This window comes from Sphingobacteriales bacterium, from assembly GCA_016719635.1.
GTDB lineage: Bacteria > Bacteroidota > Bacteroidia > Chitinophagales > JADIYW01 > JADJSS01.
The window spans coordinates 436,835-457,377 of the sequence record JADJYT010000002.1; the positions used below are offsets into that span (position 1 = coordinate 436,835).

Consider the following 20,543-nt stretch of genomic DNA (forward strand, 5'->3'; position numbering starts at 1 on the left):
TTCTTAACGTATAATGTATAATTTACCGTATCCGTGTTTGAAATATTTATCAATATTGGACTGTTTGATTTCAGTCGTCGTACCATCCATATTTCTGGTCATCACTCTGTAGAAATACACCCCATTCGCCAAACGGTCACCGTAGTTATCCGTACCATTCCATTTATAATCCGTCAGGTTGTTACCGATATGCAGGTTACCCAATTCTTCGCGTGTTATTTCTTTCACCACTTTGCCGCTGGCGCTGAATATCTGGATGATTAATTGCTCCGGAACCACAGCCCCCGTAATGGTAAATACAAACTGCGTGGAAGTGGAGAACGGATTTGGATAGTTCAGCACATTGGTAATCGAAGGCTTGGAATCCACCTTAAACTTAATGCGGTAATCATATTTCCCGGCATCGTTTTTACTTCTGTCAATACCCTGCGCCCGAATTTCATAAGTTCCATCCGGCAGCGTCGGCTTATAAATGAGCCGCGCTTCATTATTTCTGGTCAGATTAGCCGGATTAGCCGGAATATAAATAACATCCGCCTGATTACGGGCTATCTGTACCGGATTGGTCGGATCATTCGGATAAAACATGTATATGAGAAATTCTGAGGTATCGTTCAATGCCAGGTATTTATTCTCATCCTTGAGCCTGAAAAGGATTTCCGGGCTGGAAGAAACATATTCGCCGTCTGTTATATGCCTGCCGTCAAAGGTGACATCAAACAGCGGATTAATCCTGTCCTTATCTACAAAGACTGTAAATTCCGCAAAGTTGTTGAAATGGAATTGTTCCGGCTGATCCTCGTCGGGATTCACTTCGACCGTAATATAATTCAAACCAAAGAAATTAAATCCCGGGAAATCGTAATTGAATTCGATATTGTAACTGGATTTTCCAGGCAGCGGTGCAAAGCGTTTGTATATAGTGCTTATATTATTGGATGCCGTTTTAATGATAAACCGAACCAGCAAACTGTCCATATTAACCGGAGTTACATTTTCAACAGCCACCGACATATTGAAATTTTCACCGGATAAAATCGTATCCCTTGATTTTGCAAAATGAATGGTCGGGTTTACAACCGCTTCCGGTGCTTTATCATAATACAACCTCCAGTGATCCATCTGCGGAGGGGTGCCCAGTGAATCATCCTTTGTAAGCCACTGCATTTGCAGGAATGGATAACGCTTTGCATCAATAGACAATGGCGTAACAGCGCCTTTATAGAGGTCATCTCTCAGCAAAGTCCTTACACCAACGGTGTCATATCCGTAAAGATTCACAGAGCCGCCATCATAGGATGGCTGTTCCAGCGGGTGCCAGTCCATACTAAAGTCTTTCCACTCTCTTGCGGGTCCAATTATTACAGATTCCATATTGCCTTTCGTCCATGTTCCGCTGAATGTAAAAGAAGTATCGATAATCTGTGGCGGGAATCGTTGAATCTGTATCGGGTTGAAAGATGGATTGCATTTTTGAACAAAAAAGGCAAAAGGTACATTATCCTGCTGCTGCCTGATTTTTGAAACACCTAAATCTTCAAATGCCTTAAAGAGGGTAATGTCACCAGGCTCGGTACTGTCCGTTGGCCACTGCGAATAGGCGGCATTAAAGAAGCTATAGCCTAAAACATACGCATTACATGGTATGGAATTGATAAAATCAATCACATGCTGCCTTTCCTGCTTGCCTGTATTCAAATCATTGGTAATAAATTCGACGACATTGGTTGGATAACGGTTGCAGGTTACATCATTATACGGGCCCCTGCAGGTATTGCCAATCTGATAGGTTTGCCAGTTTAGGCCTGTATTAGCATCGTACACAAAGAAAATAAACCCTCTTCTCGACCACGCATTTCTTGCAATCAGATAACCATCCCAGAATACGACAACCTCCTGGTCATACAGAAGCATATTCCTTATCTTAAGTTCTCTGGTGGTATTGGGATAATGAAAGATTCTGTCATTTTTTAAGTTCAGGGTGCTGAATGAATTTTTCAAATACTGAAAATAATGTGACTGGTTCCATCCGGTTGACAAAGATGTGTTGTACAGGAACGAACTGGTTTTCCAGTTAGCCGGACTTCCCGGTACGGTATCCAATGTTCCTCTCCAGTAATATACTTTATTTTGAAGCAGCGGAATGTTCGGTTTCCATTTAATGGTTGCGCCCGGCTGAGTAAGCCGGATTTGTGTAAGCAATGGGCTGTTGAAAAATTCTGTCGTATCAACCTGAAACAGGTATTGTTTGGGTCCGGCAAATGGACTGGCGGTAGAAAAGACGAGTTCAAAATTCGGGTCATTCACCATGCAGAAATCGTACGGAAAAACGGGTATGATATCATCTGCCAGAATAAGTTTGGTAAGTGTAACTTCATTATTTATTTCTGAATACTCCCCAATCGCATCCGCATAATCAACTTTAATTTTAAATGTATTCAGTCCTGGACCGTTCAGTCTGTCTGATTGTATCCAAAGATAAACGGTGTCCACATTTCTGGCACTTGGCAGCGTTACCTTTGTTGACTGGATTTGTCCGTTTGGGAAAACCCTGTCTACATTCACCACATACAAATCAGGAACGGCCGCACCCAGATTTTTAACAACCACCTTGATTAAAAACGAATCGGATGCCGCATTGATATTTTGGGGTTCAAAAACAATACTGGTCTGGTCAATGTAATAATCAGGTTTGGAATGTGAGTTAATCCTTAGTCCCGGATCACCGTGATAAATCATTTGATGACCGATCATCGGATTCAAATCGCCTCCATTCTGTACAAGGCGTTTGGTCGTTTCTTTTAAAATATCCCCTATCCTTTCATTATACATGGTATTCGCAAATCTGTTGTAAAACTCTGTTGAGTAGGCATTAAGGTTGGACGATATCGCATAAGTGATAGGTGCTATATATCCGACTGCCGCTTTATTAGGTGTCAATACAAACCTGCTGCTGTAGGTATTGGTATACAAAGGATCTAAGAATATGCTGCCGACAAAACAGCCGTTTGACAGCATCAGGTGGTATTTGCCTTTATTGTCAAACCGTTCCGGTTCCAGATTAAAATCAAGCGTAGTCGTTGAAGAGTGCCCGAAGAAAGTGATCAGGGAAACACCTGTATTGATTAATGAATCCAAAAATATGTTTTGGGCAATCTGTATCGGATCTGTTGTATTTTTAAACAGGCTCGCCACCCTTGCACCGTATCTTGGCGACTCAATCACATCTTTATAATTTTCGAGATAGGACCTGAAAAGCTGTTGTTCAAAATTATTATTACCCCCTCCCAGATGCAGTACGTTCTTCATCCAGGATTTATTAAACGGCGTTTGAGACAAACCAGATGTATCATTAAGTATGATTTCATATTCTGTCACCTTGTCCAGATATACTTTTATGTCATCTCCTCTTAAAGCAGCGAGTCTGCCGATTCCAATCTGCGGATAATTAAGCAATCCCGATCTGGCCGTCAGTAAATTATCGGATGCCGGCTCCCCGTATGTCTGAACCAGGCTTCTGTCAATAACACCCTGATTCCTGAAACTATAGGTATATTCAAAACCATTACCGATTACAAAAACCAACTGTGGCTTATCGGAAAATTTGTCGATGGCAAAGTTTACAAAATTTCTTATTGCAAGAGGATGCTGGTTTATACCGTATGCAAACTGGTCATTTAATTCATCGATATAATAGACTTGAGCGTTGTAACCGCCTCCGCTAACAGAGGATCTGTACTTTCTGTATTCTTCAACATAGTTCGTGCCGTTAACGCTGGATTTTAATTTCTTGTTGGTAATAATCAGGTAATTCCCCTTTCTGGCTGAATTCAGGAAACTGGTAAAAGTAACCGGTGAAAAGGCTGTCAGATACGGTATATCAGCTGATGACTGGGAAGACAGCAACAATTTGTCTTTATCCTTCACCGTGGCACTCAGATTGAACTTAACCAAAGAATCTACTACTCCAATATATCGATGATGATTAATTAAATCATACAATACCGGACTGGTAGACTGATTATTAAAATTTCTGATCTCAAAATAGACCCCCTCCTTTTTTAGGATGCCGAATTCAAACTTAGATAAATTTTCAAAATTAAACAATCTCGGATATTGAACGGAAGCACCCACCAAATAAGATTTAGATGCGCTGGTCTGTAAGTCTGTGAAAGAACCACCGGCCCCGTCTAGGCCGTTATCCATTATCTGGCTCTTGAAAGTGTAATTCAATGTTTTAACTCCGGGGCCAAAGAAAAACTCTGTCGTATCATAAAGCGTTGATCTCCTGAATCTCATTTTGTGAGGGCCTTCAAAAAAAGTAATCCTTGCCGTCAGGTAAGCATCCACATCCGGGCTTTTATAGACATAATTGGGAACCAGGAATTTCATGGAACCGTTTTCCCCGATAATTTCACCTATAGCAAACCCTTCGCCAATATCAAAGTCCGAATTGTACAATTGGCGGAAATAGGGCGACGCAGGTATGCCCGGATTAATACCCGTTCCATAAGTACTGACCGTATGATAACAATATTCTTCTTTAGGCGGAGGTAATCCAACATCGTTATTTTGTTGAATGACACGGGCATTGATGCTGAACGGATCCAGCGTAAGGAAAAAAGTAGCGGTATCACTATAAATGTTATACAGCGTTGTAGGTTGATTATTGGGATTCTTGTATAAAACAGAATCCGGCTTGCCGTCATTTCTTTCACCGTAAAACTCAATGAAATCGCTGGCACCGAACTGGCCATTGGAAGTTACATACAACGGTACTTCCTGTCCGTTTCTGATGATCTTAAAATCAGTCCCGCGAATCTGGCTGGCCGGAATACCGAGCGCAGTCAGCGACGAATACGAAATGCGGTATAAACTTGTTTTTCCGATTTTAAACTTATAATAGACTTTGGAATAATCTATCCACTCATTGCCGTAGGGTTGCGCTTTTGACAGGGTGAAGCAACTCAACAATAAGATAATATATGCTGCTCTTTTTATCATTCTGCCTTATTTTGCTCAGGTGATACAGGTGCCGGTTCTGCAGGCGTTATAATTTTTTCCGGTTCGGATTCGGGTGCGTTTATCAATTCAGCATTGGGTTTGCGTTTGCGTTTATTGATACCCACCTTCAGTGAAACCACATGTGAATATTGACTTTCAGAGGCTTTTCCAACATCCGTGTAGGCATAATCTACAAATACAATATTTCTGAAACGCAATCCAACACCTAAGTTCGGCTGAACAGTAAACACTTTTTTACCTTTTGAGTTTAACTCTCTCTGAAAATTATTCACCCCGCCTCTGATATAGAATATCTTCCACAAACCCAACTCCACTCCGATTCTGGGGTCTAAGCTGACCTTCCGGGTCGATATCAGTGTATTTCTTTTTCCGTCTGTCGTTAATTCCCAATCGAGGGAAGCGGTCAGTTCAATTTTATCTTTAAATGTTTTGCAATAAGCCACTCCGAACTGTATTCTGGGAAGTGTAATCTCCGTAGAACTTTTGGGTATAACATTATCCGTTTGCGCCAATATTTCTTTTTCTTTATCCGTAAACTTGTACGACCACGCATTGAATGTCGTCGTAATGTCTTTTACGGTTAATCCGATTTTCCAGTCTTTGATGGTATACTGAGCACCTACATCCATCCCGAATCCCCAGGATTTTGCAAATCCGCCTGCTCTGTTATGTACCACCTTGGCTGTAACACCTATGGATAAATTGGGAATAATGGTGCGTGCGTAAGACAACAGGATGCCATAATTACCCACTGAAAAACTTCGGACATTGTCATAATTGATGGAACCGTCCGCATCCAGCAAGTTCAGCGTATTTGGAATATCATCTACTCCGAATCGCATAAAATTGATGGCAAACGCATGTTTGTTGCTGTCTAAGGGAAATGCAATACCCGCATAATCAAACTTTGCAATACCGGCAAAATACTCATTGTGCATAAAACTGAACTGAATATTTGTTGGAATACGGACCAGTCCAGCCGGATTCCAGTATCCCGCTGTTATATCATTCGTTGTAGCCACTACGGCATTTCCCACTCCGAAATTGTGCGCACCAATACCAATATACATAAAATCGTTGCTGTATTTGGGAGTCGTCTGAGCAAAGGTAAGGAAGGGCAAACAACTGAATAGTATAACAGAAAGGAGTTCTTTTTTGAGTTTTCGCATCATGTTAATTAAAACGATTCATTAAAAATAGTATTGTATCAATATAGTCCAACCGTAAATTTACCCAAATTTTTCGTAATATATAAGTTAATATCAGCGCTTATTATCCCTGTAAAACTCAGTTTTTTTCAATATTCGTAAAAAATTCTGGTTTTTTCACATTACTCTTGTCTCAATTCGTATTTTTGCGGAAAGAATATACTCAAAATGAACTTTGTAGAAGAACTCAGATGGCGCGGAATGTTGCACGATATCATGTCAGATACCGAACAATTATTAAACAAAGAAATGGTAAAAGGGTATATTGGCTTTGACCCAACCTCTGATTCACTGGGCATTGGCAACATGGTACAGGTTATGACCTTACTGCATTTTCAAAAATGCGGCCATAAACCCATCGCATTGGTCGGTGGCGCAACCGGCATGGTAGGTGACCCGAGCGGCAAGAGTGCTGAACGGAATTTACTGACGGAAGACGAGCTGCAGCACAACCTGAACGGGCAACGTAAACAACTGGAAAAGTTTTTGGACTTTGACTGCGGTATCCATTCTGCGGAAATCGTCAATAACTATGACTGGTTCAAAAATTTTTCTTTTCTGGAATTTATCCGGGATGTAGGAAAACATATTACCGTAAACTATATGATGGGTAAAGATTCCGTTCAAAACAGACTGGAAAACGGCATGTCTTTCACAGAATTCAGCTATCAGCTGGTGCAGGGTTACGACTTTTATTACCTCTGGAAAAACAAAGGGGTTAAACTGCAGTTAGGCGGCAGCGACCAATGGGGAAATATAGTGACCGGTACGGAACTTATCCGCAAGAAGGAAGGCGGTGAGGCGTATGCCATTACAACCCAGCTGATAAAAAAAGCAGATGGCACCAAATTTGGAAAAACAGAAAGCGGCAACGTATGGCTGGATCCAAAAAAAACATCCCCTTATAAGTTTTATCAGTTCTGGCTGAATGCCGCTGATGAAGATGTGAAAAGCTGGATCCGCGTTTTTTCCATGAAAGGAAAAGAAGAAATAGAAAGCCTGGAAATAGAACAGGCGAACGCACCGCATCTGCGTATCCTGCAAAAAACGCTGGCGGAAGAAATTACCGCAAGGGTACACAGTTCCGACGATTTGCAGCAGGCCATCAAGGCTTCCGAAATTCTGTTCGGCAAAGCCACCAAAGAAAATCTTTTACAACTAAACGAAGTGCAGATTTTAGATGTTTTTGGAGGTGTACCGACGTTTACCATTTCTAAAGATAAAATTTCTGGAGGTATCCATGTACTGGATATCCTCGCACAGGAAACGTCGATCCTTCCATCCAAAGGCGAAGCGAGAAAACTGGTTCAGTCCAATGGAATCGCCCTCAATATGGAAAAATATGCGGATGTGAACGGCATGATTAACAGCGACCATCTAATACACGGAAACTGGTTAGTAGTCCGAAAAGGTAAAAAAGAGTACAGCTTAATCAGAGTGGTTTAATCATGAACGGGTCAAAACAGCTGCAGGGCATATTTTTTTTCGTCATACTTCTTGTTTGTTGTTTCAAGCTGACGTATGGATTGTATGATGTTCTGGACATCTGTCTCGTGGATGAGCACAACTACCTTTTGGCAGGTATCAGACGACAACTTATATTGAATATGCGCCGCTGTACACCTCCTGGTATTATCTATTAAGTCATGTTGCCGACAACAACACGCACCTGATGTTTCTGAACTTCAAGATGCTGACCATCCTGTTTCCATGTGCCATGTATTGGTTTCTGTTAAGACTGAGGCTGGAACCGTTTTTTGCTTTTCTGCTTTCCTTCCTGCTGTTATACAGCCAGTTTAACCTGCCCATGGGTCCCAAAGTAGTCATTTTCATGAATCTGTTTCAGATAGCGATCCTGGCACTTTCCGCATCGAGGGATGCATAAAGAAACCAGGAATATTCTTATTGCATTTTTCCTGTTTATCTCCTACTATATCCGTCCGGAATATAAAATCTCATTCTTATTATTTTTCTGCTTTATCATTCTCAATTATGTCTATCAATTTTACAAGGGCCGTAAACCGGAAAGGGCCGGACTTTTTGTACTGTTAATCATCCTTCTTGCGCTCCTGTCTTTTTGGGTCGGATTTCCGTTCAAAAACCAGAACGGCAAACAGCTGCTGGCGTTCGGAAGTTCGTATGCGCTAAATTATGTCAAATGGCATCATTCCTCAGAAAATGCATGGTCCAACTGGTTTCACATCCTGAAAGAATCATTCGGCAATGTTTCTTCACCGGGAGAAGCGCTGCTGGCAAATCCCGGCTTATTCTTCAAACATGTCTTGTCAAACATCAGAGACTATATCTGGATTTTTACCCATCTGATTATCCCGACATTCCTGCCGTTTTCCCTGATTAAACAATCCCTACTTTCAGCTGTATTATTGTTGGTCTCAGTGACCGGAACATGTTATTATTACAAAAATTATACCTTCCAACTTCAATTCAATACATTTGTTCAACGGTTAAAGAAAAATGATTTTGTTTTTTCTGTTTGTATCCTGCTGTTAATTCCCAATGCTCTTTCCATCTTAATTATTACAACCCGTTATCATTACATCTCACTGGAACTTCCTGCATTTGCCGCCATCATCGCCATCCTATTCATAGCCCTGAGCATACCGAAAGCGGGAAACAGGCATACAGTTAACCTAACATATCTTTCTTTCTTAATCGCTTTGCTTTTTATCCTGATCACCCCGCTGCCTGCTCAAAACAGCCTGCTGAAGGGATCCTTCAAAGACAGGCACATCATCGCCAAAGTGGAGCAGTTAAATGACTTAAAACTAAACGATAAAGACACCCTGAAATCCCTGAATTGCGACATCCTTCTGTTTTCCAAATACAATTCCAGGAATACGAGCTATTTTGACAAATTCATTGGCTTCAACAATGTGACCTACACCATCGGTTTTTATAAATTCCTGGAGCAGCATCACTTCAATCTGATTGTGGTAGATGCTGATATCAGCAATCAGAGAGACTACCATACAGACACGGAGTGGCAGGATTTTTTAAGCCATTATGATTCGCATGGTTTCTCCAAAGTGGGTATCGGCGACAACAGCTATTACCTGATAAAAAAGGATATTCTCCCTGCTGCGCAAAAATAGATTACACCGCGGGATTCTTCCTGCCCACCGTAATATAATAGTCAAAAATCCGTTCGCTTTTATACCGTATATTTTCCAGAATGGAGATATTCCTTCCTGTCAGCAACTGATCATATTCCCGGATATCCATCTGCACGGGATGCAGCATATCTCCGGGCAGTGCCCGAAAGATTTTCTTTAAAAATGAATACTTATGGGCATCCGTAGAGATGACAATCAAACCATCCGGCTTTACCGCGCGAACGAGATGGTCATAACAAACGTCTATATCATTCACATGGTTAATGGCGTTCATGCAAAAGATGATATCGTATTTCTCCGTTTCATCCAACGATTCAATCGGAATGGTTTTAAAATTTGTCCAGGAAAAACGCTGTGGCTGAAAATGCGGGAACTGACTGTATTTATGCAGCAATGGATCAATCGCATCTACACTGTTTCCTTTTAACGCAATAAAGATCCCTGCCGGTCCGCAGCCTGCATCTAAAATTACCTTTCCTTCGGGTAAGGAAATATGTTTTGAAACAGATTGCAATAAATCCAGCCAGTACGCCTCTTTCCATTGCAGGTATTCTTCCGCATTTTTCTTTTGAAGATAACGCTGCCACCACCTGTATTCAAGTGTTTGGGCGAGTTTCCATTTCCACGTGGGGGATTGTTTCAAAATACGGATGGATTTGGAACAAAGTTATAGTTTATAACCGACAGTAAATACTATGGCAGGTTTTTTTGTAGTCAGAACAGCCGCCGGAACGGGATTCCATGCTTCGGTGCTTAACTGATAAGGCACAAACAATTCTTTGGTATTCGTTTGCACATAAGCAATATCCGCAAAGAAATGATTGCCTCTGTAACCAAACCCTGCCGAATACGTGAGGCTGTAGATGCTGACACCTGTTGGGGCCGCCGAACTTTTGAAGGGGGAAGAACGGTACTGTATTCCGGCTCTGATGCGAATCGGATCGTATTTAAATTCTGCTCCGAACTTGATCGTATGAAATGTGCCGTATTTAGACTTTATTCTGTCATTGACATAATTTTCATACGCTTTAGCGTCCTTCTCGTCGAATGTAAATTTGGAATCACCGGCATGGCTCAGGTCGTATTCAACAGACACCAAACCATATTTATGGATATAGCCCACACCGGCCGTCATACGCCAGGGCTGGACATATTTGTATCGGGAAGCGCCTTCCGGCGACTCACCGGTCAGGATGACGGAATTGCCGGCATAATCAACTTCCATATTCGTAATGAATGCATCATTCATAAACAGGATACCCGGAGTCTGGAACGCCAATGACAATCGTAAATTGGTAACGGGCATGGCTATTATACCCACCTTAAAGTTGATGCCGGCTCCTCTTGTCTGAGAATAGGTTTCGACTGAAAAGGAATTCAGATCAAATGCGGAATCCCTGCTGTCTTTTTCTGTCAGCATAATTCTTTCCGTGTAATTTATGATGGGAACACCCAGTGAAGCACCAATCATCAACTTGTCATTGTAACTGCTTGCCACACCTAAAACAACTTCATTGAATCCGCCGCTCTTGCGAATGGTAAAATCCTGCTGCATGTTGCCGTTATTGGTAGCGGTGTAAAAATTGCCCAAGGTATCAGACGTCAGCAAATCCAGCTGATAGGCGATGCTCGCATCAAAAGGATATTTTGTTTTCGCATCGGCTTCCGATTGTATGACATCTTTATCCGATAACTTTTCCCAATAGGCATTCAGCAGACTGTTCCTGTCATTATAGCCTCCAAAAGAGTAAACATCATTGTAATCTGCCAGGCGATTGAGGGCAATTCCAAATCGGATACCGCTCCATTTTTTCTTAACGCTTGTCTCTGTACTTCTTTTCATGACCACCAACCCGATGTTCGCCAACTGAAACTTTACAGCACCGTCTTTAGTGGTATTGCCGAGATAGGTGGACGAGGAGCGGTTTATCGGAATGGCAGGTGTCACCATAAACTCACTGCTGCTGAATTTAGCAATACCTGCAGGGTTGGTGGAAAGGGAAGTGATATCGGCACCGATGGTTCCCATCGTATTTCCGAGCGCGATGTTTCTGGCACTGCCCTGTATGCTCGTCGTGCCGTACCGGAGAGCATCAATATCCGTTTGCGCATAGGATACATACACACTACCGAAAAGCAAAAAGGAGACGAAAACTTGTTTAAGCATTACAGAACAGTTGAGGTTATTTTGGCTTTGTTCCTATTTTTATACCGCCGGAATTATCATTGTTTGGATTGTTGTTACCCTTATTCCATCCGTTATTGTTGGAAGGTGGCTGTGTATTTCCCCTGTCGTAATCATTCCCTCTGTTATCTGGATTTGTCCTGTTGTATTTATATACATCGGGATACGCAGAATTTGGATTGACAGGTTGCTGTTTCGGCTGACTCCATTTATTAACAGGACTTGCAGGTGCATTCTTTATCACTCCCGGGGCATTGTTGTTATTCGAAGGCGAATAATAGTTGTTGTAATTGCCGTTTGTCGCTTTATTGGTATTGTTGTAAAATCCACCTGTTCGCGGTGTGTAAATCACATTCTTCCTATTGTTGTCATAATAGCCTCCGTAATTTGGAAATGAATTGTTATAAATTACACCTGAACACCAGGGTGAAAAACCGCTCCAACCCCAATTATTATAACCGTTCCAGCTCCAGTTGTTCCAGCTGTTCCACGGATTGTTGAATCCGGTATTGTACCAGCTGTTTATCCACGGCTGCTGTATGATGATGATTTGGGTATTCGGCCAAAACGGATTATAGAAATCGCTGTAGGTATACGCCCAACTCGGTGTGAAGGAGAAACTGTTCCAGTTATTCCATCCGTAATTATTATAGTAGGATTCCCAAGGGCTGTAGTAGTTGTTGTACCAGTTATTCCAGCCAAAACTAAACTGAATGGATGGATTATGGAAACGTCTTATCCTGTCGCTATAACCAAAACCTCCGCCAAAATCATCCTGATATCCATCGGAATATCGTTCGTTATTATCTTGATTTTCCATTGGTGCAGATGCCGGTTTGCGTGTAGCGGAATTATCTTCGTCATAATACGGAACGGATTTTTCAACATTCTCAGCGGGCGGCTGCAACGGCTGCACTTGTGTTTTCCTGACTTTCACCTCTTTTACCCTCGGCGCATCATACACATCATCCTGTGCGAAAACAAACCCTGCGGAACAGGTCAGCAAACTTAAGAAAGCTACATATAGAATATTTTTCATGTGTTAATTTTTAATTTTACGGCAACCTTAAAACCCTTACCTTTGAAAAACGAAAATTACATTATTTAAGTTTCAAAAAACATACCAAAGTATGTTAATTAACAACTAATTATTCAGAAATGAGCAAAGGAATAACAAGCAGAGCGGAAAATTATTCGGAATGGTATAATGACCTGGTATTGAAAGGCGGTCTGGCAGACTACTCTGCCGTTCGCGGATGCATGGTGATAAAGCCCTATGGCTACACGCTTTGGGAAAACATGCGCGATGTTTTAGACCGCAAATTTAAGGAGACGGGACACGTGAATGCCTACTTTCCACTGTTTGTTCCCAAAAGTTTGTTTGAAGCGGAAGAAAAAAATGCGGAGGGCTTTGCAAAAGAGTGTGCCGTCGTCACTCACTACCGCCTGAAAACGGACCCGGACAACAAAGGAAAATTAATAGTGGACCCGGAAGCGAAGCTGGAAGAAGAACTGGTGGTGCGTCCGACTTCGGAAGCGATTATCTGGAACACCTATAAAAAATGGATTCAATCCTACCGCGACCTGCCTTTGCTGATTAATCAGTGGGCGAATGTGGTGCGCTGGGAGATGCGTACGCGATTGTTTCTGCGTACCGCTGAATTCCTGTGGCAGGAAGGGCATACCGCCCACGCCACCCAGCAGGAGGCCGTTGATGAAACAATCAAGATGATAAACGTCTATGCGGATTTTGTCGAAAACTATATGGCATTGCCGGTCATCAAAGGCGTGAAATCGGAAAGCGAACGGTTTGCAGGCGCGGAAGATACATACACCATCGAAGCCATGATGCAGGACGGAAAAGCCCTGCAGTCGGGTACTTCTCATTTTCTCGGTCAAAATTTTGCCAAAGCCTTTGATGTGAAATTCGTGAACAAGGAAAATACGGAAGAATATGTCTGGGCAACCTCCTGGGGCGTTTCCACGCGTCTGATTGGTGCGCTCATCATGGCGCATTCCGACGACGATGGTTTGGTGATGCCGCCAAGACTGGCGCCGCATCAGGTGGTCATCATTCCCTTCCTGTCCAAGAATGTGGAGGAGACGAACAGCATGGTAGAGAAAGCCAACGAACTGAAAAAAGAACTGGCAAAACTGGGCATCCGCGCCATCGTGGATAGCGACGAAACCAAACGCCCGGGCTTCAAATTTGCCGGTTACGAGCTGAAAGGTATTCCGCTGCGTGTGGTGATTGGCCCGCGCGATTTGGCAAATGGTGTGGTGGAAATAGCGCGACGGGATACCAAAGAAAAAGCCTCCTTCCAGGTTGAAAACCTGACACAGACGATAGCGGATTTACTGGAAGCCATTCAGCAGAATATGTACAACAGGGCGAAAGCCTTCAGAGATGACAACATCACGAAAGTGGATGATTTCGATACCTTCCAGAAACTGCTGGATGAAAAACCGGGTTTTATTTTAGCGCACTGGGACGGCACGGTAGAAACGGAAGAAAAAATAAAAGAGCTCACTAAAGCGACCATCCGCTGCATTCCGCTGAACAATCCGCAGGAAGAAGGCAAATGTATTTTTTCGGGCAAGCCAAGTAAAGAAAGAGTTTTGTTTGCAAGAGCGTATTAGGATTTGAGATTTGGTTATTTGATCGTCATTGCGAGGAACGAAGCAATCTTTTTCTCGGACTAGAATTCAGTCTTGTGTGTGCAGTAAACGAACCAATCTTTGATTGATGAACATTGCGATTTTAAATTCCGGTCAGAGACCGGCAGATTTAGTACACACGAGTGCACCTTCGTAACACTCACGCGAGATGTAGCGTCATAAGTAATAGTCTTTCTCAACTTCCCATGTAAATGGCTGAGAAAATGTCTTAAAAGTTTTGAGTACTGCAAGTCTAAGTTTCCGCCAAATAATGTTTTGTTTGTCGCTTTGAATTGTGCCTGTTGCAACCTTTACTTTTTTTATCAAGAAATTATAACTGCGGTCTTCGGTTGCTCCTGAACCACGGTTAACAGAATTGTAGTCTGCTCCAATAAGAACAAAGTCATTGCCTTGGATACGAAATTTATAATTATTATTTGACATACCCCAGCTACCCATATTCATAAAAATATGAAAGTCAATTTTTAGAACTCCTTTGTTAATTGAAATGTCTTGATAAGGGTCCTCCATATTTGTATTGTCATGGTTTAGTATAAAACTATTGCTTTGTTCAGCTAGCTGATATTCATTTATAACAGGATTATAAAAGAGAATTATTAAAACTCTTGGTTGCGTTACAACTGTATCATTTTCATCAAAATCATTTTTCACAAGAGTAACACTGTCTTTGTATTGAATAATTAAAGCTAAGTCATTGTGATTATCCTTGTTTAAATCGCCTTTAGTTGAGTCCAAAAGTGTCCAATGACTTGGTACGAAATCATTAAGATCGTTTCCTTGATTATTAATTTTAGGATATAAGAAGTCTTGTCCGTAAACTATGCCGAATGTCAGAAGAAATAATATTATTAGCAGGTGTCTCATAAGGTACATATAACATCAGGCAACTTTGCGAAACTAATGATATATGATTAAATATACAAAAAACAGCTGAAAGACTGTTGGACATCTTTCTCAACAGAATACTCTCCAAAACCGCTGCATGAATTATTATTCCTATCTTTACATCGCTTTCAGCAATAAATCTGCTGCAGTAACAGAATGAAAAAAACACTTGAACTCACGCTTCCGCCGGAAATCGCGTATGATGAACAGCAGCTTCAACAGTATCTCTTGTCGCATCTGCTCATTAAAGACCATCACCATTTTCACGTTCGTCTTCTGAAGCGCAGCATAGATGCCCGTTCCCGAAATATCAAGGTCAACCTGCAAGCCGATGTATATATAGATGAAACACCTGAACAGCTGCTGCAATATAATAATGAATACAAAGACGTTTCCAACGCTAAGCAGGCCATCATCGTGGGTGCAGGCCCGGCCGGTTTATTTGCCGCTTTGCGTTTAATAGAACTTGGCATCAAACCAATCATCATAGAACGCGGAAAAGACGTGCAGGAGCGTCGAAGGGATTTAGCGAACATCAACAAAAAAAACATCGTCAACGAAAATTCCAATTACTGTTTTGGCGAAGGCGGCGCGGGCACCTACAGCGACGGGAAATTATATACCCGCTCCAAAAAGCGCGGCGACATCCGGCGTATACTGGAAATCATGGTGGCGCATGGCGCAGCAGAGGAAATTTTGTACGAAGCACATCCGCACATCGGAACCAACAAATTGCCCAAACTCATTCAGGAAATACGGCAGACGATTCTGCAATACGGCGGCGAAATCCATTTCAATACCAAAGTGGTGGATTTTGTCGTAGAGAATCTAGAAGTGAAAGGTGTGATAACGGAATCCGCAAGTCCACCCACAACCCCTAAAGGGGTGAACGCTATTGACGCACTGCAAAGCTCCCCTTCAGGGGTTAGGGGTGGCATCGGCGTCATTCTCGCCACCGGCCATTCCGCCCGCGATATTTTTGAGTTATTGCATCAACGAAATATCCTGATAGAAGCCAAGCCCTTTGCGTTGGGCGTGCGTATCGAACATCAGCAATCCCTGATAGATTCGATACAATATAAATGCATTGACAGAGGCATCTATTTGCCTGCGGCATCCTACAGTTTGGTGGAACAGGTGAAAACGGGAACGCATCAGAAAGGTGTGTTTTCATTTTGCATGTGTCCCGGTGGTTTCATTGTGCCATCTGCTACCAACCAAAATGAAATCGTGGTGAATGGTATGTCGCCATCCAAACGTGATTCGCCTTATTCCAATTCGGGCATGGTGGTGGCCGTGGATGAAACGGACTGGAAAAATTTCAATTGGTTCGGTCCCCTGGCAGCGATGGAATACCAGAAAGCTGTGGAGCAGAAAGCCTGGCAAATCGCTGGACAGACACAAACCGCCCCGGCACAGCGTATGCAGGATTTTGTGAACAAAAAAATATCTTCTTCTTTATTAGAAACTTCCTATCAGCCGGGGCTGGTGCCTATGGAAATGCGTGATTTTTTACCGAAAGAAATTGCGTTTTGCCTGCAGGAAGCATTCAAGAGTTTCGGCAACAAGATGCGTGGTTATCTTACCAATGAAGCCCAAATCATCGGTGTGGAAAGCCGGACTTCGTCACCGGTAAAAATTCCGCGGGATAAAGAAACTTTGGAACATGTATCCACCAAAAGATTATTTCCCTGTGCGGAAGGTGCCGGTTATGCAGGCGGCATCATGAGTGCAGCGATGGACGGTGAGCGCTGTGCGGAAGCATTAGTGAAAAAATATACTATCTGAAATAGTTTATTTTTTCAGCCAATTTCCGACAACTTCATTAAACTCAGCAGCTTTATCTACCATTACCCAATGTCCGCAATCAAATGCCTGTACTTTATTATCAGGATTCTTTACTAATTCATCCAACCAATTTTTTGTCTGAAAAAAGAAAGGTTTTCGCAAAGCATAAATATAAAAAAAAGGAAAGGTGGGCTTTACCGGCTGGAGTGCTTTCATGCCACCATTTGCACCTATCCAACGCATGGCATAAGGCAAACCCATGCCCGCATGTATATTATCAAAATTGCTTCTTGCCTTTAATCCTTTTGCCATTGCCTTATGTACGAAATTACTCTTGGTGAGCCAGCCCAATGCTAAAGTAAATTGATACGAAAAAACCATTAATTTTGATTTTAACGTCAGCGTTTTTTTAAATCCGGGAGAGGATGTATCGCCAACATCAATGGCCACCATTTTGTCAATTTTTTCAGGATAGCGCATGGCATATTCATATCCGAAAACACAACCCCAATCATGTATCACCAAGATCACTTTGGAGTCAGGACTAACTGCATCTGCAATGTTTCTTATACGATGTATAATATCATCCAAAGTATATTTTCCGTTATCACGTTTATCAAATCCGGGCAAGGTAAATGTTACACATCTAAAATCTTTTTTAAAAAAATAGACTTGCTTCTGCCAGATTTCATGTGTGTCCGGCCAACCATGTATAAACAGGATTGTTTTACCATGTTCGCCCTGTATGTGAACATCAGTGCCGTCTACGTTTATTGTTTTTTGCATTGTTCTTGTAAAATTATATTTAAACCGTATAAAAATGCTAAATTAGAAATTGATATCTCCGTTAATCTTACCAAAAGATAATAAAGCATTACGGAGCCATATTCGATCATGTCATATTATGCAAAGCGGCAAATGCTGCAAGTAAAAGCTTATCGGATTGTACCGAATGACATTGCTTACAGATGTATCACCTCTCCGTAGGCGGCGGCGGCGGCTTCCATGATGGCTTCGCTCATCGTCGGGTGCGGGTGCACCGATTTTAAGAGCTGCATGCCGGTCGTTTCCAGTTTGCGGGCAACAATGATTTCCGCAATCAGCTCCGTGACGTTTTCGCCAATGAAATGTGCGCCCAGCACTTCGCCGTATTTTTATCCAGGATGAGCTTGATGAATCCTTCCGGTTTTCCGGCGGCCTTTGCCTTGCCGCTGGCTGTAAACGGAAATTTACCCACCAAAATATCCAAGCCCTTTTCCTTCGCTTTCTGTTCCGTAATACCCACGCTCGCCACTTCCGGGGAACAATAGATACAGGCCGGAATGTTGTCATAATCGAGAGGCTGAGGGGAATGTCCCGCCATGTGCTCGGCTGCAATAATACCTTCCGCACTCGCCACATGCGCCAGCGCCTGTCCTTTCACAATCTCGCCGATGGCGTACACGCCTTCAACATTTGTCTGGTAAAAAGCATTCACCTTCACCTTCTCATTTTCCGTTTCTATGCCGCATAAGTCCAGCCCGATATTTTCGATGTTGGCGGTAACACCTGCAGCACTCAGCACGATTTCTGTCTCGATAATCTGTTCCCCGTTCGGTGTATTCACCAGCAGCTGCACCTTATCCTGTTCCACTTTCGAACTCAGCACTTTGGAAGAAGTCAGGATGGTCATTCCCTTTTTGATATACAATTTTTCCAGCATCTTGCCCACTTCCTTATCTTCGTTTGGCAGTACAGAATCAAAGAATTCAATCAAGGTGACGCTGGTGCCCATCGTCTGATAGAAATATGCAAACTCTACCCCTATCGCTCCGGCACCCACAATGACCATGGATTTGGGTTGTTTTTCCAGGGACATCGCCTTGCGGTAATCAATGATTTTTTTGCCTTCGGTTGGCAGCGAAAACAACTGCCGGGCCCTTCCGCCGGTAGCAAGCAGTACAAAATTAGATTTATAGATTTTAATCCCGCCTTCATTCAGGGTCACCTCCACTCGTCTGCCCGGCAGCACCTTTCCGTATCCGTAAATGACTTCGATATTATTTTTTTTCATCAGGAAGTGTACCCCCTTGCTCATGCTTTCGGCCACATTCCTGCTCCGTTGAATGACCGCCGTAAAATCAGCCTTATGATCCGACACTTCTATTCCGTATTCTTTCGCGTGATTCAGATATTCAAACACCTGCGCCGATTTCAGCAGGGCTTTGGTCGGAATACAACCCCAGTTGAGGCATATCCCGCCCAGGCTTTCCTTTTCAACGATGGCTACTTTCAACCCTAACTGGGAAGCGCGGATCGCCGCCACATAACCGCCCGGACCGGAGCCTATCACAATTAAATCGTAGTTGTTCATGCAATTAATTTGAGAAATCGATAATTTGATAATACTCGAATGACTATCTTTACGTTATTACTTTTTACTCCTGTAAAATTACACATTAGATTCATGGAAATAAAAGATAAAATAAAAAACCTGGCAGTATCCGGTATGGAGGAATGGGTGGCGATACGCAGACACCTGCATGCCCATCCCGAACTGAGTTTTGAGGAAGAGCAGACAGCCGCATTCATTTCTGAGGCATTAACCCAATACGGCATCGAACACCATAACCATATCGGCGGGCACGGCATCGTTGCCCTGATAAAAGGCAATCACCCTGAAAAAAAGACCATCGCGCTCCGTGCGGATATGGATGCCCTGCCGATTGAAGAAAAAAATTCCTGCGATTACATTTCACAAAATCCGGGGGTGATGCATGCCTGCGGACACGATGTGCATACCACCTGCCTGCTGGGTGCCGCGAAAATATTGAACACCTTAAAAGATTCTTTTGACGGGACCGTCAAATTGATATTCCAGCCTGCGGAAGAAAAGCTGCCGGGTGGTGCTTCCATTATGATTCAAGACGGTGTGCTGGAAAATCCAAAAGTGGAAACCATGTTCGGGCAACACGTCCTGCCACAGCTGGAAACCGGGAAAGTCGCCTTCAAGAGCGGCATCGCCATGGCGAGCTGTGATGAGATTTATATCAATGTGCGGGGAAAAGGCGGGCACGGCGCGGTGCCGCATCTGGCCATCGACCCTGTCCTGATTGCCTCACACATGGTCATTGCATTGCAAAGCGTGGTAAGCCGGAATGCCAATCCGACACTGCCGAGTGTATTATCTATCGGCAAATTTATCGCGAACGGCGCGACGAATATCATACCCGATGAAGTTCGGCTGGAAGGCACTTTCCGCACCTTTGACGAAACATGGAGAGCGGAAGCCAAAGAAAAAATCATTGCCATCTGCAAGCATACGGCGGAAAGTTTCGGAGGCACCTGCGACATCATCATAGAACACGGCTATCCGTTTCTGAAAAATGACGAGGCGACTACGCAACGTTCCTTCGAACTGGCGAAAGAATACCTGGGATGTGAAAATGTGGAAGAAATGCCGGCGCGGATGACGGCGGAAGATTTCAGCTATTACTCACAGGTGGTGCCGTCCTGCTTTTACCGCTTAGGCACCGGAAATACTGCCAAAGGCATCACCTCGCCGATTCATACGCCTACGTTTGATGTAGATGAAAATTGCCTGAAAGTAGGTGCCGGATTGATGGCCTGGTTGGCCGTGAATGCGTTAAAATAAAAAAG

The 20,543-nt window shown here is 43.0% G+C and carries 13 protein-coding genes and 1 pseudogene; 6 read left to right on the forward strand and 8 right to left on the reverse strand.

Features of this window, described 5'->3' with window-relative positions; genetic code table 11:
* Positions 1–3 precede the first annotated feature (3 nt).
* The gene (locus IPM95_06135; protein MBK9328892.1) at positions 4–5,004 is read right to left on the reverse strand and encodes a T9SS type A sorting domain-containing protein; all 5,001 of its coding nucleotides are present in this window, start codon (positions 5,002–5,004) and stop codon (positions 4–6) included.
* A complete protein-coding gene (locus IPM95_06140) occupies positions 5,001–6,194 on the reverse strand; it encodes a PorV/PorQ family protein (GenBank protein MBK9328893.1) in 1,194 nt (397 codons plus the stop codon). The genes IPM95_06135 and IPM95_06140 overlap by 4 nt, the downstream gene beginning before the upstream one ends.
* Before the next feature lie 207 nt (positions 6,195–6,401).
* Here IPM95_06140 and IPM95_06145 point away from each other — a divergent pair, with 207 nt between their 5' ends.
* From IPM95_06145 to IPM95_06155, 3 genes are all read left to right on the forward strand, one after another.
* Positions 6,402–7,679, forward strand: a complete 1,278-nt coding sequence (locus IPM95_06145; GenBank protein MBK9328894.1) for a tyrosine--tRNA ligase — start codon at positions 6,402–6,404, stop codon at positions 7,677–7,679.
* A 226-nt stretch (positions 7,680–7,905) separates the two neighbouring features.
* Positions 7,906–8,118, forward strand: a complete 213-nt coding sequence (locus tag IPM95_06150; GenBank protein ID MBK9328895.1) for a hypothetical protein — start codon at positions 7,906–7,908, stop codon at positions 8,116–8,118.
* Positions 8,111–9,346, forward strand: coding sequence for a hypothetical protein (locus IPM95_06155; protein MBK9328896.1), 1,236 nt, complete (start codon positions 8,111–8,113; stop codon positions 9,344–9,346). The genes IPM95_06150 and IPM95_06155 overlap by 8 nt, the downstream gene beginning before the upstream one ends.
* 1 nt (position 9,347) lies before the next feature.
* On the opposite strand, the gene IPM95_06160 is transcribed toward IPM95_06155, so the two are convergent.
* Genes IPM95_06160 through IPM95_06170 form a run of 3 tightly spaced genes read right to left on the reverse strand, consistent with a single transcriptional unit; the run spans position 9,348 to position 12,591 of the window.
* Positions 9,348–10,010 carry a methyltransferase domain-containing protein gene (locus IPM95_06160; GenBank protein MBK9328897.1) on the reverse strand — a complete coding sequence of 221 codons (663 nt, stop codon included), beginning with the start codon at positions 10,008–10,010 and terminating at the stop codon, positions 9,348–9,350.
* Between the two features lie 24 nt (positions 10,011–10,034).
* Positions 10,035–11,534 carry a hypothetical protein gene (locus IPM95_06165; protein MBK9328898.1) on the reverse strand — a complete coding sequence of 500 codons (1,500 nt, stop codon included), beginning with the start codon at positions 11,532–11,534 and terminating at the stop codon, positions 10,035–10,037.
* A gap of 16 nt (positions 11,535–11,550) precedes the next feature.
* Entirely contained in the window at positions 11,551–12,591 is a 1,041-nt protein-coding gene (locus tag IPM95_06170) for a hypothetical protein (GenBank protein ID MBK9328899.1), read from the reverse strand.
* Between the two features lie 119 nt (positions 12,592–12,710).
* Between IPM95_06170 and IPM95_06175 the strand changes: the two genes are divergently transcribed.
* Positions 12,711–14,192 (forward strand): proline--tRNA ligase, encoded by a 1,482-nt coding sequence (locus tag IPM95_06175; GenBank protein ID MBK9328900.1) that lies wholly within the window; start codon positions 12,711–12,713, stop codon positions 14,190–14,192.
* Positions 14,193–14,387: 195 nt separating this feature from the next.
* Here the strand turns inward: IPM95_06175 and IPM95_06180 are convergent, their stop codons facing one another.
* Entirely contained in the window at positions 14,388–15,095 is a 708-nt protein-coding gene (locus tag IPM95_06180; GenBank protein ID MBK9328901.1) for a hypothetical protein, read from the reverse strand.
* Between the two features lie 177 nt (positions 15,096–15,272).
* On the opposite strand from IPM95_06180, the gene IPM95_06185 reads away from it, so the two are divergent.
* Positions 15,273–16,904, forward strand: a complete 1,632-nt coding sequence (locus IPM95_06185) for an FAD-dependent monooxygenase (protein ID MBK9328902.1) — start codon at positions 15,273–15,275, stop codon at positions 16,902–16,904.
* 6 nt (positions 16,905–16,910) lie between these two features.
* Here the strand turns inward: IPM95_06185 and IPM95_06190 are convergent, their stop codons facing one another.
* Both IPM95_06190 and lpdA read right to left on the reverse strand, forming a co-directional pair.
* Positions 16,911–17,690 (reverse strand): alpha/beta hydrolase, encoded by a 780-nt coding sequence (locus IPM95_06190; GenBank protein MBK9328903.1) that lies wholly within the window; start codon positions 17,688–17,690, stop codon positions 16,911–16,913.
* A gap of 176 nt (positions 17,691–17,866) precedes the next feature.
* Positions 17,867–19,257: pseudogene (gene lpdA / locus IPM95_06195) on the reverse strand (dihydrolipoyl dehydrogenase).
* A 93-nt stretch (positions 19,258–19,350) separates the two neighbouring features.
* Here lpdA and IPM95_06200 point away from each other — a divergent pair.
* Positions 19,351–20,538 (forward strand): amidohydrolase, encoded by a 1,188-nt coding sequence (locus IPM95_06200; GenBank protein ID MBK9328904.1) that lies wholly within the window; start codon positions 19,351–19,353, stop codon positions 20,536–20,538.
* The last annotated feature ends 5 nt before the right edge of the window (positions 20,539–20,543 follow it).